Source organism: Synergistaceae bacterium, assembly GCA_017443945.1.
Taxonomy (GTDB): Bacteria; Synergistota; Synergistia; order Synergistales; family Aminobacteriaceae; genus JAFUXM01.
The window spans coordinates 1-15,009 of record JAFSXS010000043.1 but is presented as its reverse complement, the minus strand read 5'-3'; the positions used below and the strand labels follow the sequence as shown (position 1 = coordinate 15,009).

Below are 15,009 nucleotides of genomic sequence, written 5' to 3'. Positions count from 1 at the left end.
TGCGAACTGCGAACTGCGAACTGCGAACTGCGAACTGCGAACTGCGAACTGCGAACTGCGAACTGCGAACTGCGAAATTATACGCACATTTTTGCAATTCTGTCAACCTCCAATTTACATAAAAATTTTTGAGCTAAAATATTTTCGCACAAATTGCCGAAATTCACAAGTTATGCTATATTTCTTTGCGGCTCTCCTGATCAGTTGAAATATATTGACGGGGAAATAAACAAAGAATCACAAGCAGCCTAAATACTAAGTATATACGCATATAACGTCAGGGCAGTTTGTGAATCGCAGGCAGCCTTGATTTTTTTTGCATTAACCGCTGAGGCAGATAAACGAAAGGAGGAGGAATTTTGCCCGGCAATGAAGAGAACGCGCCCCGCATCAACAGTGAAATAACTACATCACAGGTCTTATTAGTTGACGAAAACGGGGTAAAAGTTGGAATAACTAACACGATTGAAGCCATACGAATGGCGCAGGAACAATCACTTGATTTAGTAGAGGTCGCTCCTATGGCGAGTCCCCCTGTCTGTAGAATAATGGATTACGGCAAATACCGCTATCAATTACAGAAAAAGGAAAAGGACGCGCGCAAGAAGCAGAAAGTTCAAGCCCTGAAAGAAATTAAGATGCGCCCCAAAATTGATGATCATGATTTCGACTTCAAGACAAAGGCCGTACGCAATTTCTTAGAGAGCGGACACAGAGTCAAAGTTTCTGTTTTCTTCAGGGGACGTGAAATGTCGTTTCTTGAAAAGGGCGAGGAAGTCCTAAACAGGGTTATAGCAGAATGTGAAGACGTCGGAAAATCTGAGTCAAAGCCCATGATGGAAGGCCGTTACATGCGGATATTGCTCACGCCTCTGACATCATCGACAGCAAAACCGAAAGGAGAATAAATTTTCATGGCAAAGCAGAAGTTAAAATCACACAGCGGCGCAAAGAAAAGATTCTTTAAGACCGCATCAGGCAAATTCGCTTACAGGAAGTGCAGCAGATCTCATATTCTCGTGCACAAGAAGCCTTCAAGAATGAGAAGACTCAAAGCTACAGGCTACGTTACAGAGACGCTCACAGAACAAATGCGGCATTTACTGCCCTATGACTAGCACTAAGAAAGGACCTGATTTAACATGAGAGTAAAAGGTGCAAGCGCAAGTGACAAGAAGCGCAAAAAATTATTTAGTATCACAAAAGGTTACTGGGGACAGCGCAAAAACGTTTACCGCAGAGCACGTGAAGCATTTCTAGCAGCATTATCACGCGCATATTTCGACCGTAAGCGCAAAAAAAGAGATTTCCGCAGACTCTGGATCACAAGAATCAGTGCAGCCGTACGAGCTGAAGGCATGAGCTACAGTGTATTCATGAACGGTCTCAAGAAAGCCGGTATTAACATGAATCGTAAAATGCTCTCTGAACTCGCAATCAATGACGATAAAGCATTCAGAGAACTTGTAGCTAAGGCAAAAGCAGCGTTATAAATCCATGCCGGAACTAGATATTAAAGCAGTCAGGGATTCATTTGTTGAGTCCCTGAATAATGCTTCAAATTTGCAGGAACTCGACGAGATTCGAGTCAGATTCACAGGCAAAAAAGGAGATTTAACACTTTTATTGCGCTCTCTCGGAAAATTGCCACCAGATGAACGCAAAGCAGCAGGCCAAGAACTTAATAAATTACGCGACGAAATAGAAGACTCACTCACTCAGGCAGGCAAAAAAATTCGCGACTCAGAAAACGAGAAACAGGAAACTAACGAACGAATCGATGTAACTTTACCCGAACGAGGCAGATTAAGCGGTGCATTTCATCCCGTTTTGCAGACTATGCATGAGATCGCTGACATTATGCAGGGTCTTGGTTATTCTGTTGCGACAGGTCCAGAGAAAGAAGAAGATTTCTACAATTTTGAGTGCTTGAATGTCCCTTCATGGCATCCGGCTAGAGATATGCAGGACACTTTTTATTTTGCTGACGGGACTTTATTACGGACTCATACTTCGCCCGTGCAGGTTAGATCTATGCTCGCATATGGCGCACCGTTAAGAATCATTTGCCCCGGTAAAGTTTATCGCCGCGATAATGACGTTACTCACTCTCCTATGTTTAATCAGATGGAGGGCTTATTAGTCGATAAAAATGTTTCGTTCAGCGTCATGAAAGGCACAATGACAGAAATGTTAAATGCTTTCTTCGGCAAGAGTCTTAAATCACGTTTCAGAGCAAGTTATTTCCCGTTCACAGAGCCGTCTATGGAGCTTGATATTGAGTGTGTCGAATGTTCCGGGCATGATCCCCACTGCAGAGTCTGTCATGGTACGGGCTGGCTTGAGGTCGCAGGGATGGGAATGGTACATCCTAATGTTATACGCGCAGGAAAAATTAACCCTGACGAATATAACGGCTTTGCATTTGGAATCGGTCTTGATCGTATGGCAATGCTTAAATATGGAATCGGCGATTTAAGATTATTATTTGACGGCAATATTTCTTATTTCTTGTCAGGCTTTAAGGGGGAGTCAAAATGTTAATTTCTTGGGAACTCTTGAAAAATTTTATAGACATTGAACCGGCTGACTTGACTCCCGAACAGCTTGCAGAGAGATTAACTTTTTCAGGCTCAGAAGTCGAGAGCATTACTTACACTGCCGGAAAAATGAGCGGTATTGTTGCAGCCAGAATCGACGCACTAGAACAGCACCCGACCGAACGAAAATATTTTATTGCTCACCTCAACACAGGCACGGGCGAACATATTTGCGTAACAAGTGCAACAAACATGAAGAAGGGCGACACAGTTTTTTACGCTGGAGCAGGTTCGATTTTGCCCGACGGTACAGAAATGGGCATTAGAGATTTTGCAGGCGTTCAAAGTTTCGGCATGATGTTAAGTGCTCAAGAACTCGGCTTGCATGACGTTGATGACCCTTCCGGACTGTTAATTTTGCCTGACGACGCAATGAGGGGCGACAGGTGCGAAAATTTATATCATATCGGCGATGTAATTTTAGATGTGTCAATTACTCCGAATCGCGGCGATTTGTTGAGTCATTTAGGAATGTCGAGAGAGATTAAAGGCTTGTTCCCTAAATCGCGGTTAAAGACTCCTGAGTGGCTGCGTCCATTAAAGCAAGAAAATGAATGGCCTGAGAATTTCGGAAATATTTCACTTCCTGATAAGGGCTGTTACTGCTATAGATTAGGACTCGCTACAGGTGCAAAGATAAAAGGTTCTCCGCTCACTGCAAAAATTGACTTGGCTCACTTGGGAATGAGACCGATTAATAACGCCGTTGACGTAACAAATTATGTTATGTTAATGCTTGGCCAGCCTTTACACGCGTTTGACTTGAATACTCTTCCTGCACGCGAAATAACAGTAAGGGCAGCTCATGACGGCGAAAAAATGCAGACTCTTGACGGCAAAGAAAGACTCTTGACAGTTAAAGATATGCTCATCACGTCAGGCGGTGAAGCTATTGCACTTGCTGGCGTTATGGGAGGCGAGCAGACCGGCATTAATGACGATACACGCACGATTGTAATAGAAAGCGCAAGTTTTTCACCCATTAGAGTCGGTCATACATCGCGAAGACTGGGCATAAATTCAGAAGCTGCATTCAGATTTTCACGAACTGTAGACCCAGCATTAAGCAAGACTGCACTAACTGCCGCAGGGAATTTGATTCGCGACTGGTGCGGAGCTGATGTCAATTACAGGCCCTTATACGCAGAAAATAATATCTCTGAGCCTAAAACTATTAAATTAACCCGCGAAAAACTTTCTACTTATTTATCATGGGACAACATGAGCGAGGCAACAAAGATTCTCGAAGGATTCGGCATTAAGCACACAGGAGAAGGAAAATTTTTACCGCCTTCATGGAGACCTGATATTACGATAGAAGAGGACTTAATCGAGGAAATTGGCCGCTTCAGAGGTTATAACGACGCTCCCGACAGATTACCCGGAGAAATGCCCAAACGCGCAGATATAGGCGATTATATGAGGCTCGCAGGATATGTGCGAAATTCTTTGATGGCTAGAGGTTATACGGAAGTGTTGACTTATAGTTTTCTGCCGGAAGATTTCCCCGAAAAATTAAGAATCCCCGATAATGATTTACGCGCAAAGACTCTAAAACTCGCTAACCCCATAAGCCGCGAACAAATGGCAATGAGAACAACTCTTTTGCCGGGACTCTTAATGGGACTCAAGACAAGCATTTTATCAGGCTGGAGAGATCCCGTGAAAATTTTTGAGCAGGGCAGAGTCTTCCTAATCGACCCAGAACGCGAGCACACCGAACCCGAACACGCAGCAGCAATTTTATTCAACGGTACCGACACAAGAGCAGCATTTAATAACCGCGCTGAAGATTTCTATAACATTAAATCAGACATTGAGTCATTAATCAGATCACGAGGCTTTGAGGCAAAATTTAAATCAGGTCATGAACCTTTTATGCATTCAGGACAAACGGCTGATATTTTCGTGAATGGCGTAAAAGTCGGCTTTGTCGGACGGCTTAAACCAGTAATCGAGCAGGAATTAAATATTACCGGCGTTTATGCGTTCGAGATTGATTTAACGTTCATGCTGAGAGCTGATAAACCAGAATTTAAGCCCGCGAGTCAATTCCCGGCCTCGTTCCGTGATATTTCGCTTTTAGTATCGATTGACAAGAGCAATGACTCAGTAATGCAGGATATTCGAGAGTCATTTAATGAGTCGGGAAATAATGATTTGTCGCTCGAAAAATTGCGTTTATTTGACATCTACGAGGGTAAAAATATTCCTGAAGGATTCAGAAGTCTTGCATATTCATTAAGTTACAGATCTCACGCGCGGACACTCAAGGATGAAGAAGTAGAAAGCGTTCACAATGAAGTCCGAGAGAGTTTAAAGCGTAAAGGCTACATAATTCGCTAAATAAATTAATTGCCTCTCTGTTAAAATATTTATATTTATTCGGAGAGGTGATTTTTTTATGTCAATAGGACTCACAGAAATAGAATACTTTGCAGAATCATTAAATCAGCGTGTGAATCAAATTTTGCACGAACGAGACTCATTGCGCCGGGAATTAGCTAGACGGTCAGACGGCTCTATAGAACGCGATAAAGAATTTGTGCGCGCATGTATTGATAACATAATCAACAAAAATATTTATTCCGGAAAAATCGCCCGGCTTGAACATATTTTATTGACGAGATAAGAAAATGAGAACTTCACGAGATGTATTCTTAACTATAGGCAAGGGAACATACACGATAAATACTCCTTTGGAAAATGAAGAGCTTGACAGGATTAAAGCATTAATCAACGATGCCAGCGGAGAAATTATAAAGGGTGCCAAGCAGGAAGATATTTTAATGCTAACTTGTTTGAGGCTTGCTTACTCTCTTGACTCTGTCGGCGGTAAAGTACGGAAAATTTTAGAGAATATCGACAAGGCCGAATAATTAATTTTGCCTTTAGTGCCGGTTAATGCTAATATTTCATTCATCCAGAAAAATTTATTTATAGTCAGGAGGAATATTTACAAATGGCAATAAGTCTATCTAAGGGACAAAAAATTAATCTCTCGAAGGATAACCCCGGATTATCGCGTTTACTTGTCGGACTCGGCTGGGACACTAATAAATATAAAGGCGGTGCAGATTTTGATCTTGACGCGTCTGCATTCTTGCTCGGTTCTAATGGTAAAGTGCCAAGCGACTCTGATTTCGTGTTCTACCATAATTTAAAACATTATTCCGGTGCAGTTACTCATACGGGCGATAATTTAACTGGTGAAGGCGACGGCGACGACGAAGTTATAAAAGTTGATCTCTCAAAGGTTCCCGCAAATATCAGCAAGATAACTTTCACTGTAACTATATATGAAGCTGACTCACGCAGACAAAATTTCGGCCAAGTGTCTAATGCTTATATTCACATTTTCGACGAGGTAAACAAGAAAGAATTAATACGCTATGATCTGGGCGAAGATTTCTCGATTGAGACTGCTGTTGTTGTCGGTGAAATTTATAGAAACGGCACAGAATGGAATTTTAACGCGATCGGATCGGGCTACAAGGGCGGTTTGCGTGCGTTGTGCTTAGATTTCGGAGTTAACGTATAAAAATTTTCCCCCGCTATAATTGGGGGAGTTATTTTATTTGACCTCCATTTTGAAGCACCAATTTTCGAGCTTGATATTTTTGTAGCTATAAGTGTCATAATTGAAGCATTGAAAGCCTTTATTTGTATAAAATTTTACGTTTGACTCTGAATTTGTGATAAATGCGATAGTGCCGCCTCCGTTTTGTTTTACGTAGGGGAGCAAGAAATTTTTTATGAACTGTCCGCCGCAGCCTTTGCCCTGAGAGTCTGTTCTTACTGTGAGATTCTCGAAATAATATAACGGCTTGGGAAGTGTCTCTAAAGGTTTCCTGCAAAAATCATACATTTTAGCCCATGATAAAATTTTACTGAATCCGCACTTAATCATCGCAGAAAAATAGCCCTCGCATAAATATTCAAAATTTCCGGCCTGCTTTATATTCGGGTTATGAAAAGTTGCAGCTAAAACAATTTTCCCATTTTCATCAATTCCGGCGAAGAGTTGTCCGCGCTTGAGATTTGTATTTATCTCGATTGACTGCAGGGAACGTATAAATTTTTCGCGCTTTACCGTGTCTGGCTCGAAGATTTTAAAAAATGGGTAGTCCATGAACGGAAGAGTCAAAATATCTTCAATAATTTTTTTCTCTGACTCTAGTGCTTGTCTGAATGTGAGCATAAAAATTTTTGTTCTCCTTTTTGTGAGTGTAAGTGCTGACTTGTAAAAAATTTATTTCCCGCCAGCGCATAAAAATTATCTCTGAGTCAAAAAATTTACGAGCTTCAATAATTTACTCTCTTGAAATTCTATAGCTTTAACCGGGCACATTTCATGACAACAATAACAACGAATGCACTTGCTATAATCGAAATATAATTTTTTGTTCTCATGCTTGAGAGCCTTAGCCGCGCAAATAGCCTCACAACGTCCGCAACCAATGCACTTTTCCGGAATATGAACGGGCTTCGATGTCATTAATTTATCCAAAAACGGTATTCTAGGAATTAACCGCATTGAATGAGTCTTAGGCAACACAACATTTTTAAAGAGTTGAGACGGTGCAAAATCGCCGGAAATGTCTTCAGGTCTTAGCGTGCATTGAGTCATATTGCGTTTTTTTGCGGCCAAGTATAACGGGTATTCGTTGAAGTCAGCACCCAGAAATTTACACAGCCAGAAATCCATCGAAAGCGCGTCAACAGCAGCACCAATTAACCCGAAATTATAAGCATCGCCGGACGTGGGGCCTTCTCCGTGCATACCGATAACGCCGTCAATAATCGTGAAGCAAGGACTAACGCCCGCATAAATATCAAGCAATAACGACGCAAATTTTTCACGATTTAAGCCTACGTTATAATGCCAGCCGGCTTTTAACCTTCCGGGAATGCAGCCGAACAAATTTTTTACTCCCATAGTTAAATACATTTGGCCGTGAGTCTTTAATTTTGCGAGATTTATAATTTTATCTGATTCTAATACATATTTGCTCACTTGAATTTTATGGAAGTCTGCGCCGCTTTTGACTGGTAAATTAACCGGGTCTGTGAGTTCTCTGCATTCGATTCCGAGTTCGTTTGCAATATCAATAAATCCGGCCTTTTGTGCTGCGTTGTAAAATTTGTCTATTCCCGGACTGTCAGCGATAAACGGCACTCCCCCGCAAGAAATCACTAATTTTGCGGCGGCTCTTACTATTGCGGGATCTGTTGTAACTCTGCGCGTTACGTCATGACCTGCGACGAGATTAACTTTTAACAGGACTTTATCGCCGGGATTGATGAAATTTTTTGCGCCTCCGAAAAAGTCAAATGCTCGTGTAATAGCTGAGTCTATTTCGTGTTGATTATAATTTTTTTGTGCGATAAATAAAATTTTGCTCATGAGATTATTTCAGCCACTCGGAAATTTTTGCGGGGTCTAAATTATTTGCTTTGATTCCGTCGATGACCTGAGAGTCTTTGCATAAGTCGCGAATCTTTGCGGTTGCCTTCTCACAGTTTGAGCCGCCGGAAGTGCAGAACGGATAAATTTTTTTGCCGGAGAAATTATATTTTTCCAAGAATGAAATAATAGCTTGCGGACATGTAAACCACCAAATCGGGAAGCCCAGTAAAATTTTATTGTAGGAGTCAAAATTTGCAATCGGCTCGCTAGTTAATGCGGGTTTCTCGTTGTGATTAAATTCTTTGCGGGCTGCTAAAATGGTCATCAAATAATTTTTCGGATAAATTTTTTCTGTTGTTATCTCGTGGATAGGCGCGTTAATTTCATGTGCGATTAACTCTGCGATTTTCTTAGTGTGGCCGCTCTTAGAGAAATAAATAATTATTGTGTCGTTCATAAAAATTTTCGCCTCTCGTAATAAATTTTTTGTATTATAGCAAATAAAAACTCTTGTCTGTTGCGTTACCCCAAGAGTCAGTAAACATTGACAAAATATTTTTGCTGGAATTATATAATTAACGTGATATAAATTTTTTGTTGGCCGATAGTCAAAACCTGCGCGATAAATTAATTGCATGGCTTGAGAATCATGTTATAATTACAAAAATGCGATTAATTGTGCTATGACAATAATTCACTAATCATAAATTTTCACGGGACAATAAATATTTTACTAATACTTTTACCAATACAAAAATGTTAAATTATTCCTGCAATAATAAAGCCTCACAGAGAAAAAATTTGAGTTTTCTTGCTGACTCGTAAATTAAAAAAGTTTTATGCCATTAATATATAATTATTAACAAGTACACGTGAATCATTTGCAAAAATTTCTGCTTATGCGCGCTATTGCACATGAGTAATAGTTTTATGAATTCAAAATTATTAAGCCAAATTTTTTTGCTTTCATGGTAAAATAGCACTTTGCTTACAAAAATTTTTAGGAGCTGAAATATTTTAAATGGTAACAATTAGAGATGTGGCACGACTCGCAGGTGTTTCCGTTGCAACTGTGTCAATCGTGATGAACAATAAATCAAAGGAACGTTCAATCCCCGAGTCAACTCAAGAAAGAATCAAAAACGCAATGCGCGAGCTTGGTTATCAACCGAATGTAAGTGCGCGCCGTCTTCGTTCAAAATATAAACAGTCCCCTGTTATAGCTTTTTTCTGGCCGAAGAATTTAAGATTTAGCATGTTCACGTCGTTTGTAGATGCATTTTTGAGCGCGATCCATAATGCAAAACTAGATTTCGAGCTTGTTATACAGACTTATGAACGCGGAAAACTTGAAGAATTTGACGAACAATTAACAAAACGGGGCTACAACGGCGTAATAATCGGCGGCTGCACTGAAGACGATATAAAGCACCTCGAAAAAATGAGTCTTTTAATGCCGGTCGTACTAATAAACCGCGAGTCAGAAAAATTTTCAACAGTCGGAATAAATGATGACTTAGTCGGAAAAATCGCAGCTAGAGAATTTGTGCGCAAGGGTATACGTTCCGCCGGAGTTTTCGCTGTTCCCAATGGTCATATAGGTTCAAATGCCCGTGTTGCTGCGTTCTTCAAATATTGCAAGTATTACGGGATAAATGTAGATTTCGATAGTGTTCTGCGTAGTGAAAGCACATTTGACGGCGGTTATTATATTGCTGGAAATTTTTGCGAGATAAAGAACAGGCCGCACGCTGTTTTTTGCGATTCTGATTCTATCGCGATCGGAGCAGTAAAAGCCTTTCACGACATGAACATAAACGTCCCGAAAGATATAGAGATTCTCACGGTTGATTTGAGCATTTCAGGTTTTAGCGCTTATTTTTCGCCGTCGCTGAGTGTTATAGAACTTCCAAATGATGAAATTGCAAAGAGGGTGATAAATATTTTGCATAAAAAAATTTCGTCGGGCTCTCAAAGTCTCGAACATGTAAAAATTGAACCGCGTTTAATCCTTCGTGAGAGTTTTGCATAATTCCCGAATATCAGTTAAATTCATAGCGAGAAAAAATTTATTCTGCTTCCAGTTTTGACCCGTTTTGAGAGAAATAAATTTTGTGAAGTTTTCTTGTTCGTTAGGCGCAAGACTCGATTTTTGCATCATGCAGACTGAGTCTCGCGCTATGAACATGTAATAATATTCTTTGTCATGGACTAAATTTTTTATTTGCGGGTAAGAAATTTTCATAGAGCCTTCACCGGAAATTATTATAAATTCGTCGTGAAATTCATAATTCATGACCGGGAAATTTTTTCGTGCCTGCAAGACTTTATCAGCTCTCATTTGTGCGGGAAAATCAGGAACAGACACCAGCCACGCACCGGCGAGCAGTAATAAGCCCTTCAGCCATAAATAAAGATTCGAGGCCGCGCAGATAATTATCATTGCAAGCCCCGCAGAAAAACGCAAAATTATTCTCGCTTTGTCATACGTATAATATTGTGCCTTGTATAAAGCCTGAATCGTCTTTGCGTTATGTTCTATTGATGTTCGGTAAAGGCACATTTTTTATTTGCTCATTAAATTATCAAGAGCTTTCACTAAAGGCTGGATACTTTTTCCCGTTGCAGGTTTTTCGAGTGCGTCAAGGGCTGCTACTTTTTTGCCGTAATATTCTGTGTTGCGCTTTACACTCACGCTGACGACTGAACCTTCAAGAGATAAGCCCGCAAAGAGTCCTTTTGTCATGGAGTAGCTATAAATTGAAGCTCTTACGCGTCCATCTGTTGCAGCCTCTGCACGACGACCGACCGGCCCTGCAGTTACGCCAATGTCGCCGCCTAATTTTGTTCTGCTGTGAAGGAATGCATCGACTCCAGCCTGATTTATGACAGATAACAAGAGTGAAATATTTTCTGCGCCAATCTGGAACCCAAACGAAGGCCCGCCGATATTATAGAAGCTCGGTCCGTACCATTTTCCGTTTTTCTTGACGAGTATTAAGCCCTCGCCGTATGAGCCGCCGAAGACAAAACCAGCCTTGACCATTGAAGGAACTATTGCGATTGCGTAAGAACTTTTCAGAGATGCCGCCAAATCTGACGCGTCACTACGAGCTGCCATTTCGTTTACCATTGAGACAGCCGATCCGATTATGCTATCAGCCGACGCAAATGCAGTCCCGCAATAAATTACTAAGATAAATAATAATAGTGCTAATTTCTTCATGTAAAATTTACCTCCAAATTTAAAATATGTGTATATTATAGCCTGATTATGTTTGCTAGATGTCATTTACGTAAAAATTTTATTGATTCCGAGTGGGGACGGGCTTTAGGGGGTCTCCCTCAAATATAATGATGACGGCGAAGAAATTGCATTCTCTTATGATGTTATAATTCTACGTTCAGTGTGATTGCTTTAACGGCACTTGCTTTGTTCAGACGTAAAAAATAGACTTTTGCGCGTTTAATGAATATAAGATATAATCTCAGCATTATGAGAACAGAAAAATTTTTTGCGAACGAAATAATTATTACCGGCATGATGTGTGCATTTATTATATGCATATAAGTCGTGCTGTTCGCTGAAATGAATATAACGCGGGGAGTACGTAACGGCTTCCCGCTATTTTTATAATGTAGGAGGAATATTTATCATTGATTGAACTTGAACACGTAATAAAAAATTTTCATGCAGACAAGAAAAATGACGCTATTCACGCCGTTAATGATGTATCGCTGACTATTAATGACGGTGAAATTTTCGGCATAATCGGCTTCTCAGGTGCAGGAAAATCTACCCTTGTGCGTTGTATAAATCTGCTTGAACGCCCTGACTCCGGTTCTGTCAGAATTGACGGTGTCGAGATGACAAAGTTAAAGCCTCGCGAACTCTACAAAGCACGCACTAAAATAGGAATGATATTCCAGCAATTTAATTTGATGCCGTCCCGCACTGTCCTGCAAAATGTAGCTTACCCGTTGAAGGGCATGACCCGCGATGAAATAAAAAAACGTGTGCGTGAATTATTAGCTCTCGTAGAAATTTCTGACAAGGAAAACGCTTATCCGTCCGAATTATCCGGAGGCCAGAAACAAAGAGTCGCAATCGCACGAGCCTTAGCAAATGACCCGAAAATTTTATTGTGCGACGAAGCAACCAGCGCGCTTGACCCGCAGACAACAGGTTCTATTCTGCAATTACTCAAAGATTTAAATAAAATGCTTGGCCTTACAATTGTAGTAATCACTCACGAAATGGAAGTAGTAAAAAATATCTGCCGAAAAGCTGCAGTAATGGACGCAGGGAAAATTATCGAACAAGGCGACGTTTTCACAATATTTTCAAGCCCTCAGCACACTGTAACGCGAAATTTTGTGCGGTCTACTTCTAATTTGTCAAAGATTGAAACGTTGATACGAGATGACTCGCCTATGGTCAAATTAAAGCCTGGTGAAGTAATGGCAAGACTCGTTTATATTCATGCGGACGTGTCAGAACCGTTAATTTCTTATGCGTCGAGAGCGTTTGACATTGAGATAAATATTATTCTCGCTGATGTTGAAATCGTTGCGGGTGCGATGGTCGGCGGAACTGTCGTAATCTTCAACGGTGAGCGCGAAAAAATTGACAATGCCATAAATTATTACAAGAGCAAAGATATTAGAGTCGAGGTGATTCAGGATGCAAGAGCTTAATAATTTATTGCCGAATTTAATGCGTCGTTTGCCGGAGTTCTGGAAGGCCTGCGGTGATACACTTTTAATGGAGGTCTGGGCAGGAAGTATTTGTTATGTGCTTGGCCTGATATTCGGGATTATATTAACAGTTACCAAGCCCGGCGGCATAATGGAAAATCGTCCGGTTTATCAAGTTCTCGACAAAATCATAAATTTATTTCGTTCGATACCGTTTATTATTTTGCTGACAGCTTTAATGCCTCTTTCGCGCTGGATAATGGGAACTGCTATTTATGTGCGCGGCGTTATTGTCCCGTTAGTGTTTGGGGCGACTCCGTTTTTCTCGCGTCAAATTGAGAGTGCACTTGCTCAGACAGATAAAGGACTCATTGAAGCAGCTTTATCAATGGGATCCAGCCCGTTTGAAGTCATATTCAGAGTTTATCTGCGTGAAAGTCTTGCGCCGATTATACGAGCAATTACTATAACAGCAATCAGCTTACTTGGATTAACAGCGATGGCCGGTGCTGTCGGTGCTGGAGGACTGGGAGATTTTGCGATTCGTTACGGTCATGACAGAAACATGATAGACATTACGTGGGTTACAGTTATTGTGCTTGTGTTAGGAGTGAGTCTCGTTCAGTGGCTCGGTGAATTTCTAGCGCGGAAAAATACACATTAGGCATTTACGGGAAAATTTACCGTTTTGCATAAATAGATTCATGAAAGGAAGTAATTTTATTATGACAAAGAAATTTTTAGCGGCTTTAGTGCTTGTTCTCGCTCTTGCAGTGAGTGTGTCGGCTGAACAGGTCGTAAGACTCGGCGTTACCGGAAGCGTTTACGATGAAATGTGGGCACCAGCTAAGGAAATGTTAGCAAAGCAGGGAATTACTCTCGAAGTGATTCAATTCACCGATTATGTAACACCTAACAGGGCGCTTGCTGATGGAGATATTGATTTAAACGGTTTCCAGCACAGAATTTATTTTGCTGACGAGCTTGCAAGCAGAAATTATCAGCTCACTAACATAGCAAATACTTTTGTTGTGCCTCTGAACCTTTATTCAATCAAGATTAAGAAACTTGACGAGATCAAAGACGGCGACGTTATTGCGATTCCTAATGACCCTACAAACGGCGGACGAGCTATAAAAGTTTTGGCGACTTCAGGTTTAATCACGTTGAAGGCCGGAGCAGGCTTTAACCCTACAAAAGAAGACATCGAGAAATATAACGTGAAAATTACGATTCAGGAACTCGCAGCAAATACGATTCCTTCAGCTTTACCCGACATCACAGCAGGTGTAATTAATGACACATACGCACTTGATTACGGACTGAAGGCAAGCGACGCAGTTTTTGCAGATCAGGCACGCGAAAAAGAATACTGGAATCTAATCGCAGCAAGAACTTCAGATTTGGCAGATCCCGCAAAAGTCGAACTTTACAGCAAAGTTGTAGCAGCCTATCAGAGTCCCGAAATGAAAGCAGCACTTGCAGAACTTTACGGCGGATTCTTTAGGCCGGTCGGCTGGGACGAAGATTTATTAGCACCGTTCAAGAAATAAAATGATTCGTAGATTAATGCTCCTGAGTCTGGCTTTGTTTGCGTGTCTTGAATGGGGTACGCTCTCGGACGAAAGGAGCAAATACGGCATTGCATCGGGAGATCCATTTGTGCGTGAGGTTGTATTAACATTTGATGACGGTCCGCGCGAATCTGGTATGCAGGAAATTATAAGCGTCCTAGAGTCTTATGATGTTCACGCGACATTTTTTGTGGTCGGGAAATTTGCCGAGCGTTATGGGAGAATAACTCTTATGCTTGCTAATTCAGGCCAAGAACTTGCGAATCACACTTACACCCACCCGAAATTATTTCGCTTATGGGTTGAGAAAATTATGCGTGAGGCCGAACGCTGCGATGAAGTGTTAGAGTCGCTTGGTATTCGCAAGACAAGATTTTTGCGTCCTCCGGGCGGATCTTTTACCATGAACATATTTAACGCTATGAGACGAATGAATTTATGTCTAGGACTATGGAGCTTGAACACCGGCGATTATACCGGCAGACCAGCAGAAGAAATTTCGCGCTTAGTCCTCAAGAGCACGAAACCCGGTACAATAATATTAATGCATTCTGGAGTCCCTAACACTGTTCAAGCCTTGCCCGCAATAATCGAAGGGTTAAAATCTCAAGGTTATACGTTCGTGAGGCTTGAGGAAATGAGAGACTCCAAGAAGAAATTCCAAAAATTTGATGAAGTGGTTGCAGCTGCAGGTATTAAAATCGCTGCTCCTAATTTGGATAATGTC

General features: G+C 41.1%; 18 protein-coding genes. 13 read left to right on the top strand and 5 right to left on the bottom strand.

Annotated elements, in window-relative coordinates:
* Positions 1–356 precede the first annotated feature (356 nt).
* The 8 genes from infC to IJT21_04405 all read left to right on the top strand — a co-directional run bounded on the left by infC (position 357) and on the right by IJT21_04405 (position 6,141).
* Positions 357–908, top strand: a complete 552-nt coding sequence (infC, locus tag IJT21_04440) for a translation initiation factor IF-3 (protein MBQ7577503.1) — start codon at positions 357–359, stop codon at positions 906–908.
* 6 nt (positions 909–914) lie between these two features.
* Entirely contained in the window at positions 915–1,118 is a 204-nt protein-coding gene (gene rpmI / locus IJT21_04435) for a 50S ribosomal protein L35 (protein MBQ7577502.1), read from the top strand.
* A 24-nt stretch (positions 1,119–1,142) separates the two neighbouring features.
* Positions 1,143–1,493, top strand: a complete 351-nt coding sequence (rplT, locus tag IJT21_04430) for a 50S ribosomal protein L20 (protein ID MBQ7577501.1) — start codon at positions 1,143–1,145, stop codon at positions 1,491–1,493.
* 4 nt (positions 1,494–1,497) lie between these two features.
* Positions 1,498–2,544, top strand: a complete 1,047-nt coding sequence (pheS, locus tag IJT21_04425; GenBank protein ID MBQ7577500.1) for a phenylalanine--tRNA ligase subunit alpha — start codon at positions 1,498–1,500, stop codon at positions 2,542–2,544.
* Positions 2,538–4,946, top strand: coding sequence for a phenylalanine--tRNA ligase subunit beta (locus IJT21_04420; GenBank protein MBQ7577499.1), 2,409 nt, complete (start codon positions 2,538–2,540; stop codon positions 4,944–4,946). Before pheS ends, IJT21_04420 begins: the two co-directional genes overlap by 7 nt.
* Before the next feature lie 58 nt (positions 4,947–5,004).
* Positions 5,005–5,232, top strand: coding sequence for a hypothetical protein (locus tag IJT21_04415; GenBank protein MBQ7577498.1), 228 nt, complete (start codon positions 5,005–5,007; stop codon positions 5,230–5,232).
* 4 nt (positions 5,233–5,236) lie between these two features.
* Positions 5,237–5,479 (top strand): hypothetical protein, encoded by a 243-nt coding sequence (locus IJT21_04410; protein MBQ7577497.1) that lies wholly within the window; start codon positions 5,237–5,239, stop codon positions 5,477–5,479.
* A gap of 83 nt (positions 5,480–5,562) precedes the next feature.
* The gene (locus tag IJT21_04405) at positions 5,563–6,141 is read left to right on the top strand and encodes a TerD family protein (GenBank protein ID MBQ7577496.1); all 579 of its coding nucleotides are present in this window, start codon (positions 5,563–5,565) and stop codon (positions 6,139–6,141) included.
* A gap of 33 nt (positions 6,142–6,174) precedes the next feature.
* Here IJT21_04405 and IJT21_04400 read toward each other — a convergent pair whose 3' ends face one another.
* The 3 genes from IJT21_04400 to IJT21_04390 all read right to left on the bottom strand — a co-directional run bounded on the left by IJT21_04400 (position 6,175) and on the right by IJT21_04390 (position 8,467).
* Positions 6,175–6,801: a hypothetical protein gene (locus tag IJT21_04400; protein ID MBQ7577495.1), complete on the bottom strand. Its 627-nt coding sequence runs from the start codon at positions 6,799–6,801 to the stop codon at positions 6,175–6,177.
* Between the two features lie 75 nt (positions 6,802–6,876).
* Positions 6,877–8,007, bottom strand: coding sequence for a DUF362 domain-containing protein (locus IJT21_04395; GenBank protein ID MBQ7577494.1), 1,131 nt, complete (start codon positions 8,005–8,007; stop codon positions 6,877–6,879).
* Between the two features lie 4 nt (positions 8,008–8,011).
* Complete coding sequence (locus IJT21_04390; GenBank protein MBQ7577493.1) at positions 8,012–8,467, bottom strand: NAD(P)H-dependent oxidoreductase; 456 nt, start codon at positions 8,465–8,467, stop codon at positions 8,012–8,014.
* Between the two features lie 564 nt (positions 8,468–9,031).
* Here IJT21_04390 and IJT21_04385 point away from each other — a divergent pair.
* The gene (locus tag IJT21_04385) at positions 9,032–10,042 is read left to right on the top strand and encodes a LacI family DNA-binding transcriptional regulator (GenBank protein MBQ7577492.1); all 1,011 of its coding nucleotides are present in this window, start codon (positions 9,032–9,034) and stop codon (positions 10,040–10,042) included.
* On the opposite strand, the gene IJT21_04380 is transcribed toward IJT21_04385, so the two are convergent.
* A complete protein-coding gene (locus tag IJT21_04380; GenBank protein ID MBQ7577491.1) occupies positions 10,016–10,573 on the bottom strand; it encodes a YcxB family protein in 558 nt (185 codons plus the stop codon). The genes IJT21_04385 and IJT21_04380 overlap by 27 nt on opposite strands.
* Before the next feature lie 3 nt (positions 10,574–10,576).
* Positions 10,577–11,236 carry a lipid-binding SYLF domain-containing protein gene (locus tag IJT21_04375; protein ID MBQ7577490.1) on the bottom strand — a complete coding sequence of 220 codons (660 nt, stop codon included), beginning with the start codon at positions 11,234–11,236 and terminating at the stop codon, positions 10,577–10,579.
* A gap of 431 nt (positions 11,237–11,667) precedes the next feature.
* Between IJT21_04375 and IJT21_04370 the strand changes: the two genes are divergently transcribed.
* The 4 genes from IJT21_04370 to IJT21_04355 all read left to right on the top strand — a co-directional run.
* On the top strand, positions 11,668–12,708 hold the full coding sequence (locus IJT21_04370) for an ATP-binding cassette domain-containing protein (protein MBQ7577489.1): 1,041 nt from the start codon (positions 11,668–11,670) through the stop codon (positions 12,706–12,708).
* A gap of 19 nt (positions 12,709–12,727) precedes the next feature.
* Positions 12,728–13,372, top strand: a complete 645-nt coding sequence (locus IJT21_04365) for an ABC transporter permease (protein ID MBQ7577488.1) — start codon at positions 12,728–12,730, stop codon at positions 13,370–13,372.
* Between the two features lie 61 nt (positions 13,373–13,433).
* On the top strand, positions 13,434–14,261 hold the full coding sequence (locus IJT21_04360; protein MBQ7577487.1) for a MetQ/NlpA family ABC transporter substrate-binding protein: 828 nt from the start codon (positions 13,434–13,436) through the stop codon (positions 14,259–14,261).
* Between the two features lies 1 nt (position 14,262).
* On the top strand, positions 14,263–15,009 hold a 747-nt coding region (locus tag IJT21_04355; protein ID MBQ7577486.1), incomplete at its 3' end, for a polysaccharide deacetylase family protein.